This window comes from Meiothermus hypogaeus, assembly GCF_003574035.1.
GTDB lineage: Bacteria > Deinococcota > Deinococci > Deinococcales > Thermaceae > Meiothermus > Meiothermus hypogaeus.
This window is the reverse complement of the sequence record NZ_QWKY01000010.1, coordinates 1-23,719: the sequence shown is the minus strand read 5'-3', so window position 1 is coordinate 23,719 and position 23,719 is coordinate 1. Positions and strand designations below refer to the sequence as shown.

The following is a 23,719-nucleotide window of genomic DNA, read 5'->3' as shown; positions in this document are numbered from 1 at the left end:
TGGCTCGGGTTATGGGAGGAAGCATGAGCAAGGTAACACGTCGGAAGGTTCTCAAGGCAGGTGCGGTAGCGGGAGCCGCTGCAGCCAGCAGCGCTTTTGCCCAGGAGTTCTTCAGCAAGCCCAGCAGCGTGTTGGGGCCCGCCCGGGGCAACCGGGTGGTGATTATCGGCGGGGGCTGGGGGGGCGTCAGCACGGCCCGTCACCTGCGCCGTAAAAACCCCAACATCGAGGTGGTGTTGATCGAGAAAAACCCCGCCTTCATGTCCTGCCCCATGAGCAACCTTTACCTTGGGGGGGTCAAGGACCTCGACTTCATCGTCTTCGATTACGCCAATGTGGCCAAAGCCGGGGTCACCATCGTTAACGAACGGGCCATCGAGGTCAACCGGGCCGGCCGCTACGTGCGCACCACCAGCGGTATCATCTTTTACAACTACCTGGTGGTCTCGCCGGGCATCGACTACATGTACGAGGCCATCCAGGGCTACAACGAAGTCAAGCAGTTCATGCCAGTGGGCTTCAAACCCTGGGAGCACATCGCCCTCAAGCGCCAGCTCGACAACTTTGAAGGGGGCGACCTGGTGCTGGCCATTCCCAAGCCCCCCTACCGCTGCCCCCCTGGCCCCTACGAGCGGGCGGCCATGCTGGCGTACTACCTCAAGACCAACCAGATCAAGGGTAAGGTGATCGTGCTGGACGCCAACCCGGGTCCCATCTCCAAGGGCCCAGGCTTCACCGCGGCCTACAACGACCTGTACAAAGACTACATCCAGTACATCCCCCAGGCCGAGGTTACGGCCATTGACTACGCCAAGAAGGAGGTTAAAACCCCCCTGGGCGAGTTCAAGTTCGCACTGGCCAACATCATCCCGCCCATGAAGGCCGGAGAAATTGTGCGCACGGCCGGGCTGGGGGACCGCTGGGCCAACGTACGGCTGCCCTCGTTCCTCTCCGAGCGGGACGACCGGGTCTACATCATTGGCGACGTAATCGGCAACGTGCCCTACCCCAAGAGCGGGCAGGTGGCCTACAACGACGGCAAGATCATTGCCGACCACATCGCCCAGCGCATTGCGGGCAAGCAGGTAGCCGAGATTCCCAACCCGCTCCCCGACAACATCTGCTACAGCTTTGTGAGCAGCGAGGAGTCCATCTGGGTCTCGCACAAGCACAACTGGGACGAAGCCGCACGCCAGGTTCGGCAACAATCCACCGTAGACAACAACCGCTCTAAGCCCAACGGGGCCCTGGCGTTGGAATGGGCCAGGGGCCTGTGGGGCGATATGTTTGGCCCAGGCGCCTAAGCCTGCAATCCGGGGTGGAACGGGCCTCGTCCCCGTCCCACCCCTGCCATAGGAGAACTCACCGGATGAATCGTCGTAAACTGTTGCAACTCTTGAGCAAAGGGGCGGCTGCCGGAGCTTTCGTTAAGCTCTCTGGGGGCCTGGCCCAGAGCAAAATTCCCCAGGGCGCCACCGAGAGCATGAAGGTGCTGGGAGCTACCCTGCGCGAGTATGGTGAGCGCAGTGAGTTCGAGAAGGATGTTATTCGCTACATCTCGCCCAACCTGCGCAGCCGCCACACCGGCGCCGACTTTGCCCCATTGGAGAAGCTCGAGGGCGTCATCACCCCCAGCTCGCTGCATTTCGAGCGGCACCACGGCGGGGTGCCCAACGTGAACCCCGCCGACTACCGGCTGGTGATTCACGGAATGGTCGAGCGACCTTTAATGTTCACCCTGCAAGACCTCAAGCGCTTCCCCTCGGTGACCCGCACCTACTTCATCGAGTGTGCAGGCAACGGGCAAAACGGCTACCGCAACCCCCCCGACATGACCCTCACCGCCACCCGCAGCCGGGGGCTGGTCTCGAACTCTTCCTGGACGGGGGTACCCCTGTCAATTCTGCTCAAGGAGGCCGGCCTCAAGGAAGGAGCCCGCTGGTTGATTCCCGAAGGCCAGGACGCCGCCGCCTACACCCGCAGCCTGCCGCTGGAAAAGGCCCTGGACGACGTGTTGGTGGCCTATGCCCAGAACGGCGAGGCCATCCGGCCCGAGCAGGGCTACCCGGTGCGGCTGGTGGTGCCGGGCTGGGAAGGGAGCATCCAGGTCAAGTGGCTGCGGCGCATCCAGGTGACCGATACCCCGGTCATGAGCAAGGACGAGACCTCGGAGTACACCGATGTAATGGCCGATGGCAAAATCTACGCCTTCACCTGGGTGATGGATCCGGAGTCCATCATCACCTATCCCTCGGGGTTGCAGCAGATTCAGCGGGGCTTCCACGAAATTCGCGGCCTGGCCTGGAGCGGCCACGGACGCATTCGCCGGGTGGAAATTTCGCTGGACGGCGGCAAATCCTGGAAGCAAGCCAGCCTCGAGCCCGCCCCCGATGCTTTATCGGTGGTGCGCTTTAAGTACAACTGGGTTTGGGACGGTAAGGAAACGGTCATCATGAGCCGGGCCTGGGACGAAAAAGGTAACACCCAGCCCACCCAGGAGGAGTTTTTTGCCAAATGGGCCCGCAACAACCGCTACCACTACAACGCCATCCAGGCCTGGCGGATCGGCGCCGACGGCAAGGTAGTCAACGGCGACAAGACCTTAGCGGGTGCACCCGCCCAGCTCGGCGCAGTGGGCCGGGGCGGCTGTGGAGGTGAGTCCTGATGCGGCGCAAGTGGTTCTACCTGGCCCTTTCGGCCCTGGCCCTTTCGGCCCTGGTGCTGGCCCAGGGGCGCTACCAGATCGGCACACCCCTCAACGAGCAAGAGGTGCAGGAGTGGAACATCCGCCCCTCCATTCTGGCCAATGGCATAGGACTCCCTCCAGGCCAGGGTACGGTAGACGAAGGGGCCAAGGTCTATGCCACCCACTGTGCAGGCTGTCATGGTTCCAGCGGCGAGGGCGGGGCCTTTACCCGCTTGGTCTCCGAGCCCTTCCCCATTACCAAAGAAACCGACTCAGTGGACTTTGCCATTGGCAACTACTGGCAGTACGCCACCACCCTCTTCGACTACACCCGCCGGGCCATGCCCTTTGCCACCCCCGGCATCCTGAGCAACGATGAAGTGTATGCGGTGGTGGCCTACATTCTTTACCAGAATGGCGTTATTGACGAAAGCGAGCCCATGAACGCGCAAACCCTGCCCAGGGTGCAGATGCCAGCCCGGGCACTGCTGGAGCTTGATCCCGGCACCCAGAAGCGCTTCCCCTGGCTCAAGCTCCCCTAGAGGTATTTGCATGGACCGTCGCAATTTTCTCGATTTACTGGCCAGAGGCACCTCGCTGGGCCTTTTGCTCAAGTTCTCGCCGCTGGGGATGCTCGAGTTCGTCCGGGCCCAAAGCAGCGCCAACCCCTTCCCCAGGGCGCTGCTGGTAGACAAAGCCGGCAACCCCTTCAAACTGAGCAGCCTGAAGCCCCACGAGCCCTACGTTTTCACCTACCCCTTTGCGGCTACCCCCAACATCCTGGTCAATGTGGACGCTGAGCTCGCACCGGTAGACGTTAAAATGCCCGACGGCAAAAACTACCGCTGGACGGGCGGGGTGGGCAAGAGCAAAAGCGTGGTGGCCTACACCAGCATCTGCCCCCACGGCTACAGTTACGCTGCACCCAACCTGGGGGCCATGGGCTACTACAAACCCGAGGGGAACCGGGGGGCCCGCATGGTCTGCTGCTCGCACCTTTCAGCCTTTGATGTGACCAAAGGCGGCGAGGTGAAGGGCGGGCCGGCTCCCCACGCTCTGGCGGCGGTGGTCCTCGAGTACGACCCCGCCAAGGACGAAGCCTATGCCACAGGCTTCCTGGGCAACCCCCAGTTCGACGAGTTCTTCCGGGCCCAGGCCCAGAACCTGCGTGACTTGTTCCGCACCACCGCCCGGGCCCGCGAGGAAGTGGCCAAAGCCACCGTTCTCCCCTACGCCGAACACACTAAAGTGCCCACCACCTGTCCGGTGCTGGGATAAGTTTTTTTGGTCTGGTTCGGATAAACCCTAGCCGATGTTCAGGAGGGTCAGATGAGCGAGATCAACCGTCGTGAAGTTATAAAAACCCTTGGACTGACCGCTGCCGGCCTTGCTGTGGCGCAGTCTGGACAAGAAGCCCAGGCCCAGGCCACCCCGGTGGTTTGGTCGGATTACGTGGTCTTCCTCAACGCCAATGCCAAGGCCTACGTGGTGGATACCCGCACCGATCAGGTGGTGGCCAGCCTTGATACTGCTCGAGGCGCAACCCTGGGTAGCATGACCCCCGATGCTCAAAAGGTCTACGTAAGTGGGGCAGCGGAGGGGGAAACCCGGGTGGTGGTGCTCGACCTGCAAAACCTGCGCGTAGCCAAGGTGCTACAAACCGGCAACCGCCCCAAACATGGCCTGGTTAGCCCCAATGGCCAGCGGGTAGGGGTCGATCACTGGGGCTTGAGCGAGGGCAAACTCCGCCTGGTTTTTATCCGAACCGCCGACGACACCATCGAGCAGGTGCTGGAAATACCGGTGCAGAACCAGCCCAAGGGTGTCACCTCCATGCACAACGCCTGGAGTTGGGACAGCCGCTACTTTTACAGCGTAGATCGGGTGGACGACCGGCTCATTGTGGTAGACACAACCGACTGGTCCGTGCGCACCTTCCGCTCGCCCAGCGTACCTCACTACCCTTGTATTAGTCCGGATGGGAAGGAGCTTTGGCTCATTCATGAGGGCAATAATCAGGTTAAGCCCGGCATCGTGGTATACGACCTGACCAAACCCGACCTACCGGTGATAGCCCAAATGGATATGCCCCTGATCGGTGAAGAGGCCGTCGAAGCGCATCACGGCAACTTTACACAGGACGGTCGCTACTTTATGGCCCTGAACCGAGGCCCGGGCAACAACCTGCGAGGCCGGGAAGTGGCTTTTTACAGCGCCCGCAGCAAGCGTTTGCTTCACCGGGTGAGCTGCGCCAGCACGGGGGTAGGACACGCCTACAACACCCCCGATGGAAGGCGGGCTATTGCTACCAACTACGGCAACAACGTGATCACGGTGATTGACATTGCGGGCTTGCGAACACTTAAGGATCTGGTTATCGGCAAAGGCCGCATGGGACACGTGGTCTTTACCCGAGACGGCCGCTTTGGCTATGTATCCAATGCCGACGGCAACCTGTACAAGCTGGACATGCGCTCTCTACAGGTGGTCAAAACCATTGAAACCGGTCAGACCAGCGGGGGCGGCCAGGTGGTCAATGTCTGGACCAACCTGTTTGAAGAACTACCTCGAGCCTAACCCATGACCCTAAGCCTTCCCATCGCGTTTCTGGCAGGAATCCTCTCCTTCCTATCGCCCTGCGTGCTTCCTCTGGTGCCTACTTATTTGCTGTACCTGGGGGGCCAGCAGGGTCGCCCCATGCGCAATGCGGTTTTCTTTGTGCTGGGCTTTTCAGCCATCTTCTTCTTGCTGGGGTTGCCCTTCACCCTGCTGGGTGGATTGCTCTTTGAGCATCGTGACCTGCTGGGCCGCGTTGGGGGCGGGGTGCTGATTCTGCTGGGGCTTTATATGCTGGGCCTCAAGCCCAAGTGGGGCGTGAACCTACGCTATGAAGGCCCTACCGACCGCCCCTGGGGGGCTTTTGTGCTGGGCATCGTGCTGGGGCTGGGCTGGACGCCCTGCATCGGCCCCATTCTGGGGGGCATCCTGACCCTTACCGCAACCGGTGGGGGGGTGCACCTGCTGGTGGCCTACATCCTGGGGTTGGCCGTGCCCTTCTTGTTGGTGGCCTTTTTTGCCGAGCGGGCTCGAGCCTTCCTCAAGCGCGCATCCAGGCTTTCCCACGCGGTGGAGATTGTGGCCGGGGTGGTGCTGATTGCGGTAGGACTTCTCTTACTCACCGGCACCTACACCCAGCTCAATAGCTTCTTCCTTAAAATCACCCCTGAATGGCTGCAAGAGCGGCTGTGAGCGGAGGGGCGGCATGACCCCGGGAAAACCCAAGCTAGATGGCACCTTCACCGACCCCGAAACCCTGGAGGGGATTCTCCGGCGCCTCAAGCGCATTGAGGGCCAGGTGCGGGGCCTGCAACGCATGGCCGAGGAGGGGCGGCCCTTTGATGAACTTTTAGATCAGATTCACGCCACCCGCAAAGCCATGGACTCGGTGGCCAGCGTGGTGCTGGAAGAGTACCTGAACGCATGGGAGACCCAGGCCGCTGCAGGCGATACCGAGCTAAGCAAGGGCCAGATTGCCATGATTCTGCGCAAGATCATCTGATTGCGTTTCTCGCCAACCGAAGCGCGTTGCGGAACCGGTGGGGCCAGGTTTGCGCCCCACCGGTTTTCTTTGGCTCAACTGCGAGCCGTTGCTATTGACCAGTACTCTGCATCGTTCTAGTATGCCCTTATACACAAAGGAGGTATAGGTATGAAGTCTGTGGATCGTCGCGGGTTGATTCGGATGGCTGCTTGGCTGGGTGCCCTGCCTTTATTCCAGGCCCAGGCCAACGATAAGCTCAACTACAGCCAGTTCAAAAAAGAAACCCCTATGGCCGCCCTCTACCACTGCGACTACGGAGGCGCGGATCGCTTCGCCCAGACCTTGACCAACATGAGCAACCATCTGTCGGTCTACGACAACGACCCCTTCAAGCTCAAGCTGGTGATGGTAGCCCACGGGCAGGGGGTCAAGTTCTTCCTGAAAGACCTCGAGGGCCTGCCCCAGGCCTGGACAGCCGAAAAGTTCGATCAGGAGGCCATCTTCAGCCGCATCAAACAGTTGGCTTCCCTGGGGGTGGAGTACTACATCTGCCAGATTACCTTCAGCCGCAACAACATTCCTGAAAGCAAGCTGCGCTCGGACGATTTCATCAAGTGGGTGCCTTCGGGGGTAGGTGCAGTAGGTGAACTACAAGCCAAGGGTTTTGCTTACATCAAGGCAGGCTAGCCCAAATACCTCCCCCTAAACCAACAAAAGACCCGGACTTTCGTCCGGGCTACTATGCAAAGCATTTTTACTTGAGACCGAGCTTGTTGCGGGCTTCCAGCACCTGAGCTGCGGTCATGGTCTTGGCGCGTTGGGCCTTAACCTCGGCAGCGGTGAAGGCTTGCTGGCCTGTAGGGAATTTGTTGCCCCACTGGGTCGAGATATGGTTCAGCAGGCCGGCAATCTCTTCGTCCTTGAGCTGCGTATAGGCCGGCATAGCACCCTGGTACTTAGCCCCCTTGACGGTAATCTGGCCTTGCAGGCCGTAAAGCAGCACTTGTATCAAATACTCGCGGCCCCCTTTAGCTGCCAGAATCTCGGGCACATGGCCCGCCAGCGGTGGAAAAACCCCCGGGATGCCGGCACCGGTGGGCTGGTGGCAGCCCTGGCACTGGGCATAGAGGGGGCTGGCCTGGGCCGCAGCAGTCTGAGCACCAAACAGGTAGCCTACCAGGCCCCACAGCAAAACAACCGAAAGAAAGGAAATGTTGCGCTTGAGCAAGTTATATCACCTCCACTCTATAGTATGCGTCCTAAAAAACGGTTTGCAAGCCACCCCGGGTTATCTGAACGATAACTAAAGGTTATTTACCGGATTTTTCGGCCTGTACCAACCACAAGGCCGCCCCCAGAAGGGCAACCGCGCCAGCAAAGAAGAAGTAGTCCAGCGCCACCTTGGGCGAAAACGCCTGGGCTTTTTCGAAGAACTTCACCACCAGAATCATCAGGATGACCTGGCCCAGCTTGGTCTTGAGATCGCTGAGGCTACGTACCCGAAGTACGTTATTCAGGCTACCCTCGAGCCGGGTTACCTCGGCAATGAAGAGTTCGTAGAGACCCAGCGCAAAAATAATCAGCACCGAGGCCAGGAGAGCCAAATCTACCGCGCTCACCATCATGGGCAGGGCCTTTTCCAGGCTACCCGAGCCCAGCGCCCGCCAGACCTCGATCCCGGTCTGCACCGCAAAATAGACCGCCCCCGCCAGCAGCCCCACTACCGGTATCAGCATGACCCAGCGGGCCTGCCAGAGCACGCTCTGGATCAGCTGCTCTACGCGACTCATCAGAACACCGGCCCTAAGGACTCCCCAACGTTACATCCAGATAGCCATGTCGGCCAGCTAAGGGAGATTCTATCCATAGCATAAGGCTAGAGCGAGGTCTAGGCCCGCCCTACCGTGCCCATCAGTTCGAACTTTTCCTTAATGACCTGCTTCAGGTACTCGCGGCCCTTGCCCAGCAGTTTGCGCGGGTCGAACTCCCTGGCATTGCCCACCACCACCTCGCGGATACCAGCGGTAAAAGCCAGGCGCAGGTCGGTATCGATGTTGATTTTAGCGATGCCGTTGGGAATGGCCTTGCGCACGTCTTCGTCGTGGATGCCGGTGGGGTCGCCGAGGTCGGCCCCGGTGGCGCGCATTTTGTCCTTGAGCCACTGCGGCACACCAGAGGAGCCGTGCAGCACCAGGGGAATGGAGACCCGGGCGGCAATCTGCTCGAGCCGAGCGTGGTCGATGTAGGGCCGCCCCTTACCCTTGTAGGCCCCGTGGGAGGTGCCGATGGCAATGGCCAGGTAGTCGATGCCGGTAGCCTCCACAAAGCGCACGGCCTCCTCAGGGTCGGTGAGGAAGGCATCTTTGGCCTCCACCACGATGTTATCCTCGATGCCCTGCAAGCGGCCGAGCTCGGCCTCCACGCTTACCCCCACCGCATGGGCGGCCTCCACGCACTTTTTAGTCTCGTGCACGTTCTCCTCGAAGGGGTGGTGCGAGGCGTCTATCATCACGCTGGTGAAGCCGGCCCGCAGCGCCTGCAGCACCATCTTGTAGTCGGCCCCGTGGTCGAGGTGCAGCGCCACCGGCACGCTCACCCGGCTGGCCATATCGCGCACCAGGTTGGAGAGGTTTTCCAGCCCAGCATACTTGCGGGCACCGTCGGAAACCTGGATAAAGACCGGGGCCCTGAGGGCTTCGGCGGTCTCGAGGATGGCCTGAGTAGTCTCTAAGTTGTTGGTGTTGAAGCTGGGCACGGCATAGCCTTCGCGCCGTGCCTTGTCGAGAATGTCTTTACCTAGAGCCAACGGCATACACTTCTCCTAGCAGTTTTTCCATGTTTTCGGCCACCGGCCGGTTGTTGAACAGCGCACTCCCCACCACCACCACATCGGCCCCAGCCCGATAGACCGTGGCCACGTTCTCGGGCTTGATGCCCCCATCGACCTGGATCAGGCAACCGGGGTTCAGGTGATCGCGCAGGCCGCGCAGGCGCTGGATGCGCTCGGTGCTGGCGGGGATGTACTTTTGCCCGCCAAAGCCAGGGTTCACGCTCATCAGGAGGGCCAGGTCGAGTTCGGGCAGCAAGGGCAGCATGGCCTCCAGCGGCGTGGCCGGGTTGATGGCCAGTCCGGCCTTCTTGCCCAGTTCCTTTACTTGCTGCACCGCCCTGTGGGCGTGGGGCGTGGCCTCGGCATGTACGGTAATCCAGTCGGCGCCGGCCTGGGCAAAGTCCTTCAGGTAGCGCTCGGGCTCCACAATCATCAGGTGCACGTCCAGGGGTAGCCCGGTGACCTTGCGGATGGCTTCCACCACCAGCGGGCCAAAGGTCAGGTTGGGTACAAAGCGCCCGTCCATCACGTCGAGGTGAATCCAGTCCACCCCTGCCGCCTCGGCCTCCCGGATTTGCTCACCCAGGCGGGCAAAGTCGGCGGTGAGGATGGAAGGGGCCACCAGCAGTTTAGGCATAGGCCAGGGCTCCTTTTTGGATAGCCTGCTCGCGCATATGTACCAGATAATACGCGATGACGAGCTGGGTCAGGGCCAGTGGGTAGCTCTGCCCCCCTTTGTCCCAGAAGGTACCGATAAGTTCGGGGTTAAAGTGCTCGGCGTGCTGGCCGAGCTGCTCCCAGATAAGCCGCTCGAAGACCGCTGCCCGTTCCGGTTCCATACCCCCGGAAATATCCAGGATATCGGCTTCTTTGCGGGCCTCGAGCCTTATCACCGAGGGCTCGTCTTCGTAAGCCGAGTGCAGCACTTCGGTCAGGTCGAGCCGGGGCAGGCTGCGCTTGAGGGTGATGCGCACCGAGAGGGTGCTGGGCTTCTCGGGGTCGTAGCCCTCGGGCCGGTAAAAACGCACGACGATATCGGCATACTCCTTCTGGGGCCAGATGAAGGCTTTAGAGTCGGGCATCCGTCGCTCGATGTCGGCCACCACTTGCTCGGGGGTGTAGCCCCGCTTGGCCACGTCACGCTTGACCTTCCACTCCCGGCGCAGCTCTTCCTCGGGGTCGAGGTAGACCTTCAGGTGGTAGCGCTCGCGCATGGGCTGGGAGAACAGGGTGAGCAGCCCCTCGAGCACCACCGCCCGGGGAATCTGGCGGTTCCCCTCGGCGATGGGCCGGGGGGCCGGGATGTACACCGGCGGGTCGAAGGTACCGGTGGAATGGTTGTATACCGGCTTCAAGATGGGCTCGCCGAGCGACAACAGCCGCACGTGCTGCTCCATGATGTCCATGTAGTTGCAATCGGGGTTGAGGGGGGTGATTTTGAGTTCGGCCCGCTGCTTGCGGTCGTACTTGTGGTAGTCGTCCACGCAGATGTTGGTGGTGCGCTCCTGCCCCAGCAAACGAGCGATACCGCTGCTGATGGTGGTCTTGCCCACCCCCGAGTCACCTGCGATGCCCAGCATGAAAGGTCTATGGGGCATGGTGGCCTCCTTGCTCGAGTTCGGCACAATCTTTGAAGACCTGGCTGGCCCGGATGTCTTCCTCGGCGATGCGGCGCAGGTCGTCCGGGGTTACCTGCCCGCCCCGCTCGAACAAGCGCCGGGCCTGGCGCAGCTTGAAACGGTCTATGGCGTTGCGGATGGAGCGGGCGTTGGCAAAGTTGGGCAGGCGCATCCGGCAGGCCACATACTCGGCAAAGGCCTGCGCAGCAGCCTCGTCCAGGTAGTAGTTCTGCTCAGTGAGCATAAGCTGCCCGATGGCCACCAGCTCGGCCTCGGTGTAGTCGGGAAACTGAATGTGGTGGGCGATGCGTGAGCGCATGCCGGGGTTCAGGCTGAAGAACTGCTCCATCTTGTCGGCGTAGCCCGCCAGCACCACCACCAGGTCTTCGCGCTGGTTCTCCATCACCTGCAACAGGATTTCGATGGTCTCCTGGCCGTAGTCCCGCTCGTTTTCCGAGCGGTAGAGGCTGTAGGCCTCGTCGATAAACAAGACCCCGCCCATGGCCCGCTTCAGGATCTCCTTGGTTTTGGGGGCGGTGTGGCCGATGTACTGGCCGACCAGGTCGTCGCGGCTGGCGACCACCAGGTGGTCGCGGCGAATATAGCCCAGCCGGTGCAGGATGGTGGCCATCCGCATGGCCACGGTGGTCTTGCCGGTGCCGGGGTTACCGGTAAAGGCCATGTGCAGCACCGGGCGAGAACCGCCCAGGCCCAGCTCGCGGCGCAGTTTGTCCACCACCAGGTAGGCGGCAATCTCGCGGATGCGCCCCTTGACCGGAGCCAGGCCAATCAGCTCCCGATCGAGCCGCTCCAGCACCTCGGGCACCCCGGTTTCCTGGAGCAGGGCTTGCAGGTCGGCGCTGTGCAGGGTCTCGGTCATGGCAGGCCTCGCTAGTAGCGCTCTCCAGCAGGTTTATCGGTGGCGTAGGGCTCGAGGCCATACTTCTGCACCCGCCCATCCGACCACAGGGTGCGCTTCAGGCGGAAGCCCGGGTCGTCCTGGGTTGGCCGATGGGCGATGAAGCTGACCCGCTGGGCCTGCCACATGGGGCTGGGGTCGAAGCCGTTGATCTTGATGTAGTGGTTGGGGAAGGCTTCGCGGCACTTCTTGAACTCGAACATGGCGCCGGCCGCATCCTTCAGGTCGAACATGGGCAGGCCCCACATCAGCCAGTAGTTGTTGTAGGGGTGGGGGTCGTCGGTGTACTCGATGGAGACCGACCAGCCGTTGCGCAGGATGTAGTCAATCTGGCGCTCGATCTGTTCGTCGGTCAGGTCGGGAAGGAAAGAGAAAGTTCCTTGGTGGATACGCATAGGGCCTCCTTACATCGTGGGCGTGGGCAGTACATCGGCGGTGTCGGTGGAGGTGTAGTCGAAGGTGACGTCCTTCCAGAGTTCCAGGGCAGCCGCCAGGGCGGGCGAATTTTTGGCAGCTTCACGCAGAATCTGCGGACCTTCGCGCAGGTAGTCGCGGCCTTCGTTGCGGGCCATCACCATGGCCTCCAGGGCCACCCGGTTGGCCGTGGCTCCGGCTGCAATGCCCATGGGGTGGCCGATGGTGCCGCCACCAAACTGCAAGACCACGTCGTCGCCAAAGAGGTCCAAAAGCTGGTGCATCTGGCCAGCGTGAATACCCCCCGAGGCCACCGGCATCACCGCCGGCAGATAGCCCCAGTCCTGCTCGAAGAAAATACCCTTGATGGGGTCGGGCTTGACGTGCTGCAAGCGCAGGATGTCGTAGTAGCCACGGGTCAGGTTGGGGTCGCCCTCGAGCTTCCCTACCGCCGTACCGGCATGGATGTGATCCACCCCCAGCATCCGCATCCACTTGGCCAGCACCCGGAAGCTAATCCCATGCGACTTCTGGCGGGTGAAGGTGGCGTGCGAGGCCCGGTGCAGGTGCAGAATCATGCCGTTTTTGTGGCACCACTTGGAGACCGACTGTAGCGCGGTATAACCCATGGTCAGGTCCACCATCACGATGACCGAGCCGATTTCCTTGGCGTACTCGAGGCGCTCGTAGACCTGCTCCATGTCGGCGGCGGTGACGTTCATGTAGTGGCCCTTGCGCTCGCCGGTCATCTGCTCGGCCCGCATGACGGCTTCCTGGGCGTAGTTGAAGCGGTCGCGCCAGCGCATGAAGGGCTGGGAGTTGATGTTCTCGTCGTCCTTGGTGAAGTCGAGGCCGCCCGTCAGGGCCTCGTAGACCACCCGCCCGTAGTTGCGCCCGGAGAGGCCCAGCTTGGGCTTGACCGTCGCCCCCAGGATGGGGCGGCCATACTTGTTCAGCAGGTCGCGCTCCACGGGGATGCCGTGGGGGGCCCCCAGGAAGGTCTTGAGGTAGGCCACCGGCACCCGCAGGTCTTCCAGGCGAAGGGCCTTCAGCGCCTTGAACCCGAAGACATTCCCGATGATGGAGGAGGTCATGTTGGCAATCGAGCCTTCCTCGAAGAGGGCCAGGTCGTAGGCAATCCAGGCGAAGTACTGCTCGGGGTTGCCCGGCACCGGCTCCACCCGGTAGGCCTTGGCCTGGTAGCGCTCGAGGGTGGTCAAGCGATCGGTCCAGACCACCGTCCAGGTCGCGGTACTCGACTCCCCAGCCACCGCCGCCGCGGCTTCCTCGGCCTCCACACCTGGTTGGGGGGTAATGCGAAACAGCGCGATGGTATCAGTTTCTTTGGGCTCGTAGTCGGGCTGCCAGTAGCCCATCTCGCGGTACTCCACCACACCGCCCTTTTTGTACTTGGCCTCTTTATCCTGAATCACCCTGAACCTCCTTTAGTAAAGCTCTCCACTGATGGCTCGCAGTTTCTCCAACCGGTGGTGCGACTCGATATAGCGCAAAGTACCGGTGTGGCCTCGTATCACCAGGCTGTGGGTGATGGCGTGGTGGTCGCGGTAGCGCACCCCGCGCAAAAACTGCCCGTCGGTAATGCCGGTAGCGGCAAAGTGGGTGTCCTCGGCTGGGCACAGCTCCTCGAGGGTGTAGACCCGCTGGGTGTTGTATTCGGTATTCACCAAGGCCCAGCGCTCCTCTTCGCTCTGGGGGTCGAGCCGCATCTGCATACCTCCGCCCAAAGCCTTCACTGCCACTGCCGCAATCACCCCTTCGGGGGTGCCGCCCGTACCCATCAACACGTCGATGCCAGTATCGGGCAGCACTGCCGCCAATGCCCCGGCCACATCGCCGTCGGTGTGCAGGCTGACCCGCGCACCGGCATGGCGAATCTGGTCGATGAGCCGGGCGTGGCGGGGCTTGTCCAGCACAAATACCGTGAGCTCGCGCACCCGCTTGCCCAGGGCCTTGGCTATTGAGCGCAGATTCTCTTCCGGACTGGCCGCCAGGTTAATGGCCTCGCGGGCCTCGGAACCCACTACCAGCTTGGCCGCGTAAAAACCGGGCCCGGGGTTGAACAGCCCCCCCTTCTCGGCAGCGGCAATCACGCTGATGGCCCCAGGCCGCCCGTGGGCTACCAAACGGGTGCCCTCGATGGGGTCTACGGCCAGCTCGGTCTCGGGGCCTTCGCCGGTACCGAGTTCCTCGCCGTTATAGAGCATGGGGGCCTTGTCCTTTTCGCCCTCCCCGATGACCACCCGGGCCCGCATGGGAATGGTGCCGAGCAGCAAACGCATGGCGTCTACTGCGGCCTGGTCGCCGTCGTTCTTGTTGCCCAGCCCCACCCAGCGGGCCGCAGCCAGGGCCGCAGCTTCGGTGCTACGCAACAAATCTAGGGATAGGTTGCGCGTGGGGCGTTCTGTGACGATCATGCTCACCTCCTCTGGTACGCTTCAGGGTAGGAGCTTGTGATAAATAGTGCAAGTTTTTATTTCAGTTTTTTGATAATATCTACTTATGATTGAACGTCGCCCCTTCCCCAACCCCCAGGCCCTGCGGGTGTTTTTGTGCGTAGTGCAGGAAGGCAGCGTGGGCCGGGCTGCCCTGAGTCTGGGCATGACCCAGCCGGGCGTGAGCCAGCACCTGCGGGCCCTGGAAAACCAGGTGGGCCGCGCGCTGTTTCACCGCCAGGGCCGCCGACTGGTGCTGACCAAAACCGGCCAGGACTTGCTGCCCGAGGCCCGTCGGGCCGTGCAGGCGCTGGAGGAGTTTATGCAGGCCACCCAGGCGCTGGAGCGCCTCGAGCGCGGGCGGGTGGAGATTGGCGCTTCCACGACCATGGCGGTGTATGTGCTGCCCCGCTACCTGACCGAGTTCAAAAGGCTCTACCCCGATATTCGTATCAAGCTGGAGAGCGGTAGCTCCGAGCGCCTTACCCAGCGGCTTCTGCAGGGCGAGGTGGAGATGGCTGTGGTGGAGGCGGTGGAACACCTCGAGGGCTTTGATCGGCAGCTTTTTTACGAAGACGAGCTGGTGGTGATTGTACCGCCCGAGCACCCCTGGGCCCGAAAGGAAGAGATAGCCCCCGAGCACCTGGCCGAGGTTCCGCTGATTGTGCGGGAACCGGGGGCCATGACCTTCCGGGTGCTAGGCTCAGCCCTGGAACAGGCTGGCCTCGAGGTCAACCCTGTCTTTTACACCGACAACCACGAGGTCACCAAGCGGCTGGTGCTCGAGGGGGCCGGGGTGGGCATTGTCTCAAACGTAGTGGTGCGCCCCAACGTGAAGGTGGGCAACCTGCGGGCCTTGCGCATAAAGGGCATGGAACTCAGGCGGCTTTTCTGGCTGTTTTACCCCATAGAAGCGGGCAACCCGGCTGCCGAAGCGCTGCGGGCGATGCTGGCTTCGTAGGTTGAGTTGGCACTAAGCAGGAAATTTGGACCACGCAACCCACTCAGAACTGGAGAATTTTAGTCAACATTAACTATTTGAAAGCTGACAAAAGCCCGATCTCCTATGAGAAAACGCCTTGCCCAGCTTATTACCAACCAGGTTTTGACCAAAGGGGCCCTGGCCTGGCAGTCAGAATGGTCAGTCCCCCTGGTATCGCCCCAGCAGCCGGTGGTGAATCTGCCGAGTGAGCCACCACACCCCCAGCACCACCGCCGGAATGGCCAGCCCGGCGGCCAGCTCGGGCGAGAGGGGCAGGCCCGCTTCCTTGCCTGCTTTGAACAGGTAGTACAGCAAGCCCACCACGTAGTAGGAGATGGCCGCAATGGAGAGGCCCTCCACGGTGCGCTGAAGCTGGTACTGCATCTCCTGGCCGCGCCGGAGTTTGTTTAGCAGTTGTTGGTTCTGGGTTTCCAGGGCAATGTCCACCCGGGTTCGCAGCAGCGCCCCGGCCCGCTCGATGCGCTGGGAGAGGGCCATCAGGCGGCTGGCGGTGGACTCCACGGTGGCCATGGCCGGGCTGAAGCGGCGCTGCAAGAACTCCCCGATGGTCTGAGTGCCGGGGATGGGGGTCTCGCGCAGCTCGGCCAGGCGGGCCCGAACCAGGGTGTGGTAGGCGGCGGTGGCGCTGAAGCGGTAGCTGTGCTCGGCAATGGCGTGCTCGATGCGGGCGGCCAGGGCCTCGAGCTCATCCAGCAACTCGGCGTCGGCCCGGTTGGTATCGCGGATGCGGGCGGTAATCTGAGCGAGGGCCTGCTCCGACTCCAAAAGCTTCTCCCGCAAACCCCGCGCTACCGGAAAACCCAACAGCGCCATCATGCGGTAGGACTCCATCTCCAAAAGCCTTGCAGCGATCCGGCCTGCCCGGGTTTCGCTGGTGCCGGGCGGGGCCACCACCACCATGCGCTCGAAGCCGCTGGGGCGCAGGCGGAAGTCCGTTACGACGCAGCTATGCCCGCCCCGGCCCATCACCGAAGCCACCACCGGCCCAGCGCCCAACCAGGGGCGGGCTATATCCAGGGCTTCCTCTACCGGCCCGTGGAGCATAATCAGCTTGACCGCCGAAAGGGTGTGGCCGGGGATATTCCGAAGCCAGTTTGCATCCACGATCAGCTGGGCCCACAAGTCGGCCTCGGGGCTGGCCTCGAGGCCCGGCATGCTTTGCACCAGGGTATAGGTGCTGAACTCGGTATGCCGCTCCCAGCGCAACGTGCCCCCCGCCAGGCGCAGGCGCAGGTAGGTACCCGCGAGCTGGTCGAGCTCGAGCTCGCCCAAACCCGCCAGCCGGCGGAGGTGCTCGAGCTCCACCTCACGGCTCACCCCCTCGTGCCGCACGGCCACCTGCACCACCAGGGCAGGCAGGCGGATGCGCGGGGTGGGCCGGGCATGCAACTCGTTGTGAAGCTGCATCCGCAAGGGGTCGTCGGGCGGCAGAATGCCCGTTTCGCGGTGGGGTTCTACGGGGCGCATCATATGCTACCCATTATGCCCAGGCAACCCTCAGGCAGGGCCTCAATCCAGGTCGTTCTGGAAGGTCTCGTAGCCGTTTTCCTCCAACCAGGTCTTGACCTCATAGGGCGGGCGGAAGGCAGCGGGGTCGGGCAGGGGCCCTTCCATCCAGTGGGGCCGGGCCTCGGGCGGGGGCTCCTGGCTCCAGTAGAAGTAGTAGAGTCCCCAGTAGCCGTGCTCGTCCTGAAGCACCACAGCCTCGCCGTAACCGTCTACCATCTGCCTTATGGCCTGACGACGGGCTTCGCGGTAGGTGAGTTCGTCGTATTCGCGGGCGGTTTTGGACATCCCAGGCCTCCTACTTGCTTTCGTTTATGAAGAGGTGATAGCCGTTTGCCTCGAGCCAGTGGGCCATCTGGTAGGGCTCGAGAAACTCCATAAGGCTGGCTTTGGGACCTTCCACCCAGTCCGGGGGGTGCGAGGACACCGGTTCACGCAGGCCCAGCAGGCCAAAGAGGTAATAAAGGCCGTAGTAGCCGCCGATGCCCTCGAGCAACAACCCCTCCCCGTAACCATCCACCAGCACCTTGCGGGCCTTGGGCTCGGCTTCAGCATAGGGCAGGCGGCGAAAATGCTCGGAATTCACATGCCCTCCCCCAAGCGCAGCCTCAGGCCCTGGGAGCTGCCAGGTGGTGCCAGCCCCGCAGTAGATCCAAGGTGACCACCGTGGCGCAACTGCGCGGCCCCTCCACCACCTTTGCGGGAAGCTCCGGCTCGCCGAGGTGTTCCAGTACCGCCAGGGCCCCTTCGAAGCGCTGCTCGCGGGTGTAGTAGCTGTAGGTAATCAGGGTAGGAATCCCGGCTTTCTGGGCAGCAATCAGGCCGTTCTGGGAATCCTCTATAGCCACCGCTTCTTCCGGGGCAATGTCCAGGTTCTTTAGTGCCTGGAGGTACACGTCGGGCGCAGGCTTCTTCTGGGGCACCATATCGCCCGCCACAATGGTCTCGAACCAGCCCAGCACCTCTTGCCCGGCCTGGCGCAACAGCACCTCTACGTTGGGCAGCGAGGTAGTGGTGGCAATGGCCAGCCGCACCCCGCGCTCGCGGGCCTCGCGCCAGAGCCTCAGCACCCCGGGGCGGAAGGGCACCTCGCCTGCTTGCACAATCTGGTTGTACAGCTCGGTCTTGCGCCGGTGCAACCGGGCAATGTCCGCGTCAAGGAGCTTGGGGCACTCGGGGCAGTGGTAGAGGTAGTGGGCGATGCGCTCCTTGCCCCCGGTCACCCACAGGAGGCGCTCGTACATCTCCGGGCTCCATTCAATATCCAGGCCGGCCTCGGCAAAGGCCCGGTTAAAGGCCAGCCGGTGGCCCTCCTCGGTCTCGGCTATAACACCGTCTACATCAAAAATCAACGCTTGCATGGTTCACCTGCATTCCCCGCAGCATATGGCTCATAGCCGATAACTAAGGTGTGTGTGGCCAAGTGATGATTGGCCTCCACTAGCCAAAGACCAACGCCTCACCGCGCCGCTCCAGCAGCCTGGGCACCCGCTCGGAAAAGCCGAGTTGGGCGCAAAAATCTACATCTGCGGCCAACCCCTCGCGCGCCAGGGCCAAAGCCGCCTCGGAAGCCCTGAGCAACGGCAGGGCGGGTTTCTGCGCCAGGTGGAGGGCCATCTGGGCTCCGTCGCCTTCCGGCTCAAAGCCCTCGGCAAGGAGGCCTTGGGCCAGTACCCCCGCGGTGTAGAGGTCGTCTATGCCCACCTGGCCCTCCTTGCCCGCACACAGGATGGCCACGTCCGAGCCCAGCCGACCCGCCAGCTGGGTGGCCGCGGGGGCGTTCAGCAGCGAGGCCAGCAGCACTTCATGGGCCACCTGGGCGGCCTTGTGGGCCGCCTTGGTGCCGTTGGTTGTGGCGTGGATGACGGTGCGGCCCGCGAGTTCGGCCAGAGCGGCTTCGCGCGGACTGTTACCAAAATCGAAGCCCTCCGGGCGCAGCCCCCCCACCTCGCCCGCCAGCAGCTCGCCGTTGCGCTTGAGGGCGCAAGCGGCCTCCAGACCCGCCGTGAGCCAGAGGGCCTCGGCCCCGGCCTCCAAAAACATTACGGCCGTGCTGGTAGCCCTTATCACATCCACCACCAGCATCACCTCGGCCTGGGGCAGGGCCTGCGGGGGCAAGGGATAAACGCGAACTTTCTTCATAGCAACGGAGCTACCTCCCACGGGGGTTTCGTCTTTCCCGTCCTAGATGGGGCTTGTGCGGTTATTGCAGCAGCTCCAGCACCGCCCGCACCACCGCCCCGGGCCTAAAGCCCAGGTTCTCGTAAACTGCCGGGTAAGGGGCGCTGGCGCCAAAGTGATCCAGGCCCAGCACAGCATCGGCGTAGCGCTCCCAGCCAAAGCTGCTGCCCGCCTCCACCGCCAGGGTGGGCAGGTGCCGGGGCAGCACGGCCTCGCGGTAGGCGCGGGGCTGGGCCTCGAAGGCTTCCCAGCAGGGCAGGCTTACCACCCGCACCGGCACGCCCTCGGCCAGCAGTTGCTGCTGGGCCTCGAGCGCCAACGCTACCTCGCTACCGCTAGCCACCAGGGTGGCCCTGGCATCAGGGCGCTCGGACAGCACATATCCTCCCTTGAGCGTGCCCTCGGCGGAGGCCAGGCTACTGCGGTCCAGCACCGGCACGGCCTGCCGGGTGAGCACCAGGGCGGTGGGGCCTTGCTTGCGCTCCAGGGCCAGACGCCAGGCATAGGCGGTCTCGAGGGCATCGGCGGGCCGCACCACAAAAAGGCCCGGCATGGCCCTGAGGCTGGCCAGGTGCTCGATGGGCTGGTGGGTGGGGCCGTCCTCGCCGATGGCCACCGAGTCGTGGGTCAGCACGAAAACAGTGGGCGTACCCATCAGGGCCGCCAGGCGAATCGCGGGGCGCATGTAGTCCGAAAAAACGAAGAAGGTACCTCCGTAGGCCCGGTAGCCCCCGTGCAGGTTGAGGCCGTTGAGGATGGCCCCCATGCCGTGCTCCCGCACTCCGTAATGCACATAGCGTCCGGTGGGGTTTTCGCGCGAGAAGGACTGCATCCCCTGGGCCTGGGTGTTGTTTGAAGGGGTCAGGTCGGCGCTGCCGCCCAAAAGCTCCGGCAGGCGGGGGGCCAGGGCATCGAGCACCTTGCCCGAGGCGGCGCGGGTTGCAATCTTGCCGCTAAAGCTGGGGATGAGCTGTTCCCAGTCGAGGGGCGGCAGTTCGCCTTTCAAACGGCGCTCCAGTTCCCTGGCTTCGGCGGGGTAGACGCTGGCATAGCGCTCGAGGCGGATGTTCCAGTCGGCCTCGAGGCGCTGCCCCCGCGCTATGGCCGCCCGGAAGTGATCGTAGACCTCGTGCGGTACCTCGAAGGGGGGGTGGGGCCAGTGCAGGTTTTGCCGGGTGGCCTCGAGGGCCTCGGGGCCCAGGGGCTCGCCGTGCACCTTGTGGCTCCCGGCCTTGGGGGAACCCGCCCCAATCACCGTGCGCACGGCAATTATGGAGGGCCGGGCATCTACCTGGGCGGCCCGGATGGCCAAGCGCAAAGCCGCCATATCTTCCCCATTTACCCGCTGGGTATGCCAGCCGTAGGCGGCGTAGCGGGCCAGCACGTCCTCGCCGAATGAAAGCTCGGTCTGACCGTCGATGGAGATATGATTGTCATCCCAAAGCACAATCAGCTTAGAAAGCCCCCAGTGCCCGGCCAGGCTGCAAGCCTCCCCCGATACCCCTTCCATCAGGTCGCCGTCCGAAGCCAGCACATAGGTGTAATGGTTCACCACAACGTGCCCTTCGCGGTTGAACTCGGCGGCCAACTTGTGCTCGGCCAACGCCAGCCCCACCGCCGTGCTGATGCCCTGGCCCAGCGGCCCGGTGGTTACCTCCACCCCCGGGGTGTGGCCGTACTCGGGGTGGCCGGGGGTTTTGGAACCCCACTGGCGAAAGCGCTTGAGTTCGTCGAGGGGCAGGTCGTAGCCGGTCAGGTGCAGCAGGGCATACAGGAGCATGGAACCGTGCCCCGCCGAGAGCACAAAACGGTCGCGGTCGGGCCAGTGCGGGTTGGTGGGATTGTGTTTTAGAAAATCGGTCCAGAGCACATAGGCCGCCGGGGCCATGCCCAGGGGCATGCCCGGATGGCCGCTTTTGGCCTGCTCTACCGCATCGGCTGCCAACATCCGGATGGCGCTGATGGCCTGGGTCTCGATTGCGCTGAGGGTGCTCGCCATGTGTCTCCTTTCACAAGGTGGGTCTCAGAAAGGAGTGTAGGCTCAGAAATCCACAAGCATCAAGCCTGGTTTTGTTTTTTTTGATAAGTGTTTTTTATTTCAGGCTTCGGCCCGCGCATTGACCGTTGCCAGATTCGGTTGGTTCTTCGGAGAAAAGCGAAGAACCAACCGGGCCGAGGCGTGCGGCGCAGGGGCGGGGGATACCACCCCATAGCGAAGACCTTATGTAAAGCGCGCTATAACTAGCCCCTGGGGGGGCGCAATGCCCCCAGGCCGGCCCAGGCCCGCAGCGAGTAAAACATCACCCAGAGCCAGAACACCCCGAGCAGCAAGAGCAGTGCCCAGGCCAGGCCAGCCAGGAAGGCCGATTCGAGCCCTCTGGAAAGGGCCAGTGTGGCCAGGGTAAAGGCCCCCAGCGGAAACACAAACCCCCACCAGCCCGGGGCAAAGTGGAGCTGTGCCCGGCGGCTCTTTGCCAGGAGGGTCTCGAGCAGAAGCAATAGGCTAAAAGCTAGCCACCACAGCCCCAGGCCCCAAACAGCCAGCGCTATGACCGGCCAGACCGGCAGCCAGGCCTCGGGCACCAACCCAACCTGTGCGCCCCCCTCGAGCCAGCGCCAGGGGGCCAGCACCAGAAGGCCCACCGGTGCAAGGCCGATAAAAACTGAGGGCAGAAAGTGGGGCTCGAGCCGGTCATGCCCATAGAGCCGTTGCAAAAAGCTGGGCAGCACAAATAAAAACAGGAAAAAACCAATGCCCAAAAAGAGGCCGCTCACCACCCAGAGCTCCTTTTGCCAGACCTTGGGAAAGGTGGAAAGCCAGAGCCCCCCGGCCATGGGCACCAGCAGCGCCGAGACCGGCGGGATAAACCAGGCCCCGTTGGCAGCCTCGAGGGGCAGCCTGAGCCGGGTACTCACCACATACACCACCAACAGGCCCACCGCAAAGATGAGCGGTGTCCCCAGCAAGAAAAGCCCCTGGCCCAGGGGCTGCGACCAGGGCCCCAGGGGCAGCGCCCGGGTAGCCAGGCTCAGCACCAGTAGGGCAATAGGCAGGGTAGGGAGCATCTGCGAGAACAGGGGGTGCTGCAGGTCGGCAAGGGCGGCCTGAGGGTAGCGGAAAAGCTTGGCCAGGTAAAGGCCCAGGAGCCCCACCAGGGCCACAAGGGCCAGCGCATAGACCGGCACGGCCAGCCTAATCAGGCCGAACTGGGCCAGAGCCAAAGCCAGCGCCCCGGTGCCCATTACCGAGGCAAACCAGGCCGGGTTCAGGAAGCGTACGCTGGGCGCTGTGGAAACGGCGGCTTCCATGGCAATCCCCCTAATGCACGGCCGCATGCTCCTGCTCGGCCAGGTAGCGCTCGGCCATCATGGCTGCGCGGGTGCCGGCCCCCACGCTGGTGGAAAGCTGGCGATAGATGGGATCGGCCACGTCGCCGGCGGCAAAGAGCCCCGGTACCGAGGTAAAAATCTCGTCCTTCACCGCCACGTAGCCATCCGGGCGCAACTCCACCAGGCCCTTCAGGAAGCCGGTGTTGGGTTCGTGCCCAATGAAGATAAAGACCCCGTCGGTGGGGTAGTCGTAGACCTGGCCGGTCTTGAGGTTCTTGAGGCGCACCCCGGTCACGGTCTCTTCGCCCAGCACTTCCTCTACCACGGTATCCCAGATGAAGTGCATCTTGGGGTGGGCCAGGGCCCGGGCCTGGGCGGTCTTGTTGGCCCGCAGAACGTCGCGGCGGTGCACCAGGGTAACCTTGCTGGCAAACTTGGTAAGGAATAGGCCCTCTTCCACCGCAGCATCGCCCCCACCCACCACCACCACTTCCTTGCCCCGGTAGAAGAAGCCGTCGCAGGTCGCACAGGTGCTCACACCCCGGCCATAGAACTTCTCTTCACCGGGCACGCCCAGTTTTTTGGGGTTGGCCCCGGTGGCCAGAATCACCGTGCGGGCACGGTAGTCTTGCTCGTAGCCCTTGACCACAAAGCCCTCGAGGGATTTCTCTATGCCCTGGGCCTCGTCCATGGCAATCTCGGCCCCAAAGCGCTTGGCCTGCTGCACCATGCGCTCGGAAAGCTCGGCCCCGCTAATGGGTTCGGGAAAGCCGGGGTAGTTTTCGACCTCCTCGGTCTGGGCAATCTGGCCGCCGGGCAGGCCTTTTTCCAGAATAAGGGTCTTCAGGTTGGCCCGGCCGGTGTAAATGCCGGCGGTAAGCCCAGCAGGTCCGCCCCCAATAATCACCACGTCGTAGAGTTGGCTCATAGCAAGTTCTCCTTTTGCCAGCTTAACGCTGGCGCTTCAGCGCAAAGTATAACATACCCCTGGGGGATATGCGACCTGGGACGTTTGCCCCTACTGGGGGGGTAGCTATAATGATTCCAAGTATGTCTGCTGTGGCCCAAGCCCGCCGCCCGCTCTGGATTTCCTTCCTGGTGGGGCTGGTGCTGGTGGTCTCGAGCCAGTATGCGCTGCGGGACCCCCAGACGCAGGTACTTCCGGTGGCTTTCCTGCCGGATGTGTTTATTTGCAGTTTCCAGGGGGGGTCTTCCCACGCCCAACCCACCCCCACCC

At 62.9% G+C, this 23,719-nt stretch carries 26 protein-coding genes and 1 pseudogene; 10 read left to right on the top strand and 17 right to left on the bottom strand.

The features are described 5' to 3' along the window. Positions 1-23 precede the first annotated feature (23 nt). The 8 genes from Mhypo_RS04190 to Mhypo_RS04155 all read left to right on the top strand — a co-directional run bounded on the left by Mhypo_RS04190 (position 24) and on the right by Mhypo_RS04155 (position 6,914). On the top strand, positions 24-1,304 hold the full coding sequence (locus Mhypo_RS04190; protein ID WP_119340054.1) for an FAD-dependent oxidoreductase: 1,281 nt from the start codon (positions 24-26) through the stop codon (positions 1,302-1,304). Between the two features lie 65 nt (positions 1,305-1,369). Beyond that, a complete protein-coding gene (gene soxC / locus Mhypo_RS04185; RefSeq protein ID WP_119340053.1) occupies positions 1,370-2,665 on the top strand; it encodes a sulfite dehydrogenase in 1,296 nt (431 codons plus the stop codon). Further along, entirely contained in the window at positions 2,665-3,228 is a 564-nt protein-coding gene (locus Mhypo_RS04180) for a c-type cytochrome (RefSeq protein ID WP_119340052.1), read from the top strand. Before soxC ends, Mhypo_RS04180 begins: the two co-directional genes overlap by 1 nt. 10 nt (positions 3,229-3,238) lie before the next feature. Beyond that, complete coding sequence (locus tag Mhypo_RS04175) at positions 3,239-3,964, top strand: Rieske (2Fe-2S) protein (RefSeq protein ID WP_119340051.1); 726 nt, start codon at positions 3,239-3,241, stop codon at positions 3,962-3,964. A gap of 51 nt (positions 3,965-4,015) precedes the next feature. Next, positions 4,016-5,263, top strand: a complete 1,248-nt coding sequence (locus tag Mhypo_RS04170) for a YncE family protein (RefSeq protein ID WP_119340050.1) — start codon at positions 4,016-4,018, stop codon at positions 5,261-5,263. Positions 5,264-5,266: 3 nt separating this feature from the next. After that, complete coding sequence (locus Mhypo_RS04165) at positions 5,267-5,935, top strand: cytochrome c biogenesis CcdA family protein (protein WP_119340049.1); 669 nt, start codon at positions 5,267-5,269, stop codon at positions 5,933-5,935. Positions 5,936-5,948: 13 nt separating this feature from the next. Beyond that, positions 5,949-6,245, top strand: a complete 297-nt coding sequence (locus Mhypo_RS04160) for a metal-sensitive transcriptional regulator (protein ID WP_119340048.1) — start codon at positions 5,949-5,951, stop codon at positions 6,243-6,245. 150 nt (positions 6,246-6,395) lie between these two features. Continuing rightward, complete coding sequence (locus Mhypo_RS04155; protein WP_119340047.1) at positions 6,396-6,914, top strand: DsrE family protein; 519 nt, start codon at positions 6,396-6,398, stop codon at positions 6,912-6,914. Between the two features lie 67 nt (positions 6,915-6,981). Here the strand turns inward: Mhypo_RS04155 and Mhypo_RS04150 are convergent, their stop codons facing one another. From Mhypo_RS04150 to glpX, 9 genes are all read right to left on the bottom strand, one after another. Then, positions 6,982-7,407: a c-type cytochrome gene (locus tag Mhypo_RS04150; protein WP_371862125.1), complete on the bottom strand. Its 426-nt coding sequence runs from the start codon at positions 7,405-7,407 to the stop codon at positions 6,982-6,984. A 130-nt stretch (positions 7,408-7,537) separates the two neighbouring features. Continuing rightward, positions 7,538-8,017, bottom strand: coding sequence for a YqhA family protein (locus tag Mhypo_RS04145; protein ID WP_119340045.1), 480 nt, complete (start codon positions 8,015-8,017; stop codon positions 7,538-7,540). A gap of 98 nt (positions 8,018-8,115) precedes the next feature. Beyond that, on the bottom strand, positions 8,116-9,039 hold the full coding sequence (gene fba / locus Mhypo_RS04140; RefSeq protein WP_119340044.1) for a class II fructose-1,6-bisphosphate aldolase: 924 nt from the start codon (positions 9,037-9,039) through the stop codon (positions 8,116-8,118). Next, positions 9,020-9,694 (bottom strand): ribulose-phosphate 3-epimerase, encoded by a 675-nt coding sequence (gene rpe, locus Mhypo_RS04135; protein WP_119340103.1) that lies wholly within the window; start codon positions 9,692-9,694, stop codon positions 9,020-9,022. The genes fba and rpe overlap by 20 nt, the downstream gene beginning before the upstream one ends. Continuing rightward, a complete protein-coding gene (locus Mhypo_RS04130) occupies positions 9,687-10,655 on the bottom strand; it encodes a phosphoribulokinase (protein WP_119340043.1) in 969 nt (322 codons plus the stop codon). The genes rpe and Mhypo_RS04130 overlap by 8 nt, the downstream gene beginning before the upstream one ends. Next, positions 10,645-11,556, bottom strand: a complete 912-nt coding sequence (cbbX, locus tag Mhypo_RS04125) for a CbbX protein (protein WP_119340042.1) — start codon at positions 11,554-11,556, stop codon at positions 10,645-10,647. Before cbbX ends, Mhypo_RS04130 begins: the two co-directional genes overlap by 11 nt. A gap of 11 nt (positions 11,557-11,567) precedes the next feature. Then, positions 11,568-11,990, bottom strand: coding sequence for a ribulose bisphosphate carboxylase small subunit (locus Mhypo_RS04120; RefSeq protein WP_119340041.1), 423 nt, complete (start codon positions 11,988-11,990; stop codon positions 11,568-11,570). Positions 11,991-11,999: 9 nt separating this feature from the next. Continuing rightward, complete coding sequence (locus tag Mhypo_RS04115) at positions 12,000-13,442, bottom strand: form I ribulose bisphosphate carboxylase large subunit (protein ID WP_119340040.1); 1,443 nt, start codon at positions 13,440-13,442, stop codon at positions 12,000-12,002. A gap of 12 nt (positions 13,443-13,454) precedes the next feature. Then, positions 13,455-14,444, bottom strand: coding sequence for a class II fructose-bisphosphatase (gene glpX, locus Mhypo_RS04110; RefSeq protein WP_119340039.1), 990 nt, complete (start codon positions 14,442-14,444; stop codon positions 13,455-13,457). A gap of 85 nt (positions 14,445-14,529) precedes the next feature. On the opposite strand from glpX, the gene Mhypo_RS04105 reads away from it, so the two are divergent. Continuing rightward, positions 14,530-15,423, top strand: coding sequence for a LysR family transcriptional regulator (locus Mhypo_RS04105; RefSeq protein ID WP_119340038.1), 894 nt, complete (start codon positions 14,530-14,532; stop codon positions 15,421-15,423). Positions 15,424-15,603: 180 nt separating this feature from the next. Here the strand turns inward: Mhypo_RS04105 and Mhypo_RS04100 are convergent, their stop codons facing one another. The 8 genes from Mhypo_RS04100 to trxB all read right to left on the bottom strand — a co-directional run bounded on the left by Mhypo_RS04100 (position 15,604) and on the right by trxB (position 23,410). After that, a complete protein-coding gene (locus Mhypo_RS04100; RefSeq protein WP_119340037.1) occupies positions 15,604-16,935 on the bottom strand; it encodes a DUF3422 family protein in 1,332 nt (443 codons plus the stop codon). A 39-nt stretch (positions 16,936-16,974) separates the two neighbouring features. Next, positions 16,975-17,259 carry a hypothetical protein gene (locus tag Mhypo_RS04095; RefSeq protein ID WP_119340036.1) on the bottom strand — a complete coding sequence of 95 codons (285 nt, stop codon included), beginning with the start codon at positions 17,257-17,259 and terminating at the stop codon, positions 16,975-16,977. Positions 17,260-17,269: 10 nt separating this feature from the next. Then, the gene (locus tag Mhypo_RS04090; protein ID WP_119340035.1) at positions 17,270-17,557 is read right to left on the bottom strand and encodes an annexin VII; all 288 of its coding nucleotides are present in this window, start codon (positions 17,555-17,557) and stop codon (positions 17,270-17,272) included. Between the two features lie 22 nt (positions 17,558-17,579). After that, a complete protein-coding gene (locus Mhypo_RS04085; RefSeq protein ID WP_119340034.1) occupies positions 17,580-18,332 on the bottom strand; it encodes an HAD family hydrolase in 753 nt (250 codons plus the stop codon). A 79-nt stretch (positions 18,333-18,411) separates the two neighbouring features. Continuing rightward, positions 18,412-19,113, bottom strand: a complete 702-nt coding sequence (locus Mhypo_RS04080) for a 2-phosphosulfolactate phosphatase (protein ID WP_119340033.1) — start codon at positions 19,111-19,113, stop codon at positions 18,412-18,414. Between the two features lie 61 nt (positions 19,114-19,174). Then, the gene (tkt, locus tag Mhypo_RS04075; RefSeq protein WP_119340032.1) at positions 19,175-21,151 is read right to left on the bottom strand and encodes a transketolase; all 1,977 of its coding nucleotides are present in this window, start codon (positions 21,149-21,151) and stop codon (positions 19,175-19,177) included. 242 nt (positions 21,152-21,393) lie between these two features. After that, positions 21,394-22,461, bottom strand: coding sequence for a TDT family transporter (locus Mhypo_RS04070; protein WP_119340031.1), 1,068 nt, complete (start codon positions 22,459-22,461; stop codon positions 21,394-21,396). Positions 22,462-22,471: 10 nt separating this feature from the next. Beyond that, the gene (gene trxB / locus Mhypo_RS04065) at positions 22,472-23,410 is read right to left on the bottom strand and encodes a thioredoxin-disulfide reductase (RefSeq protein ID WP_119340030.1); all 939 of its coding nucleotides are present in this window, start codon (positions 23,408-23,410) and stop codon (positions 22,472-22,474) included. 122 nt (positions 23,411-23,532) lie between these two features. On the opposite strand from trxB, the pseudogene Mhypo_RS04060 reads away from it, so the two are divergent. Next, positions 23,533-23,719: pseudogene (locus Mhypo_RS04060) on the top strand (hypothetical protein); the annotation flags it as partial.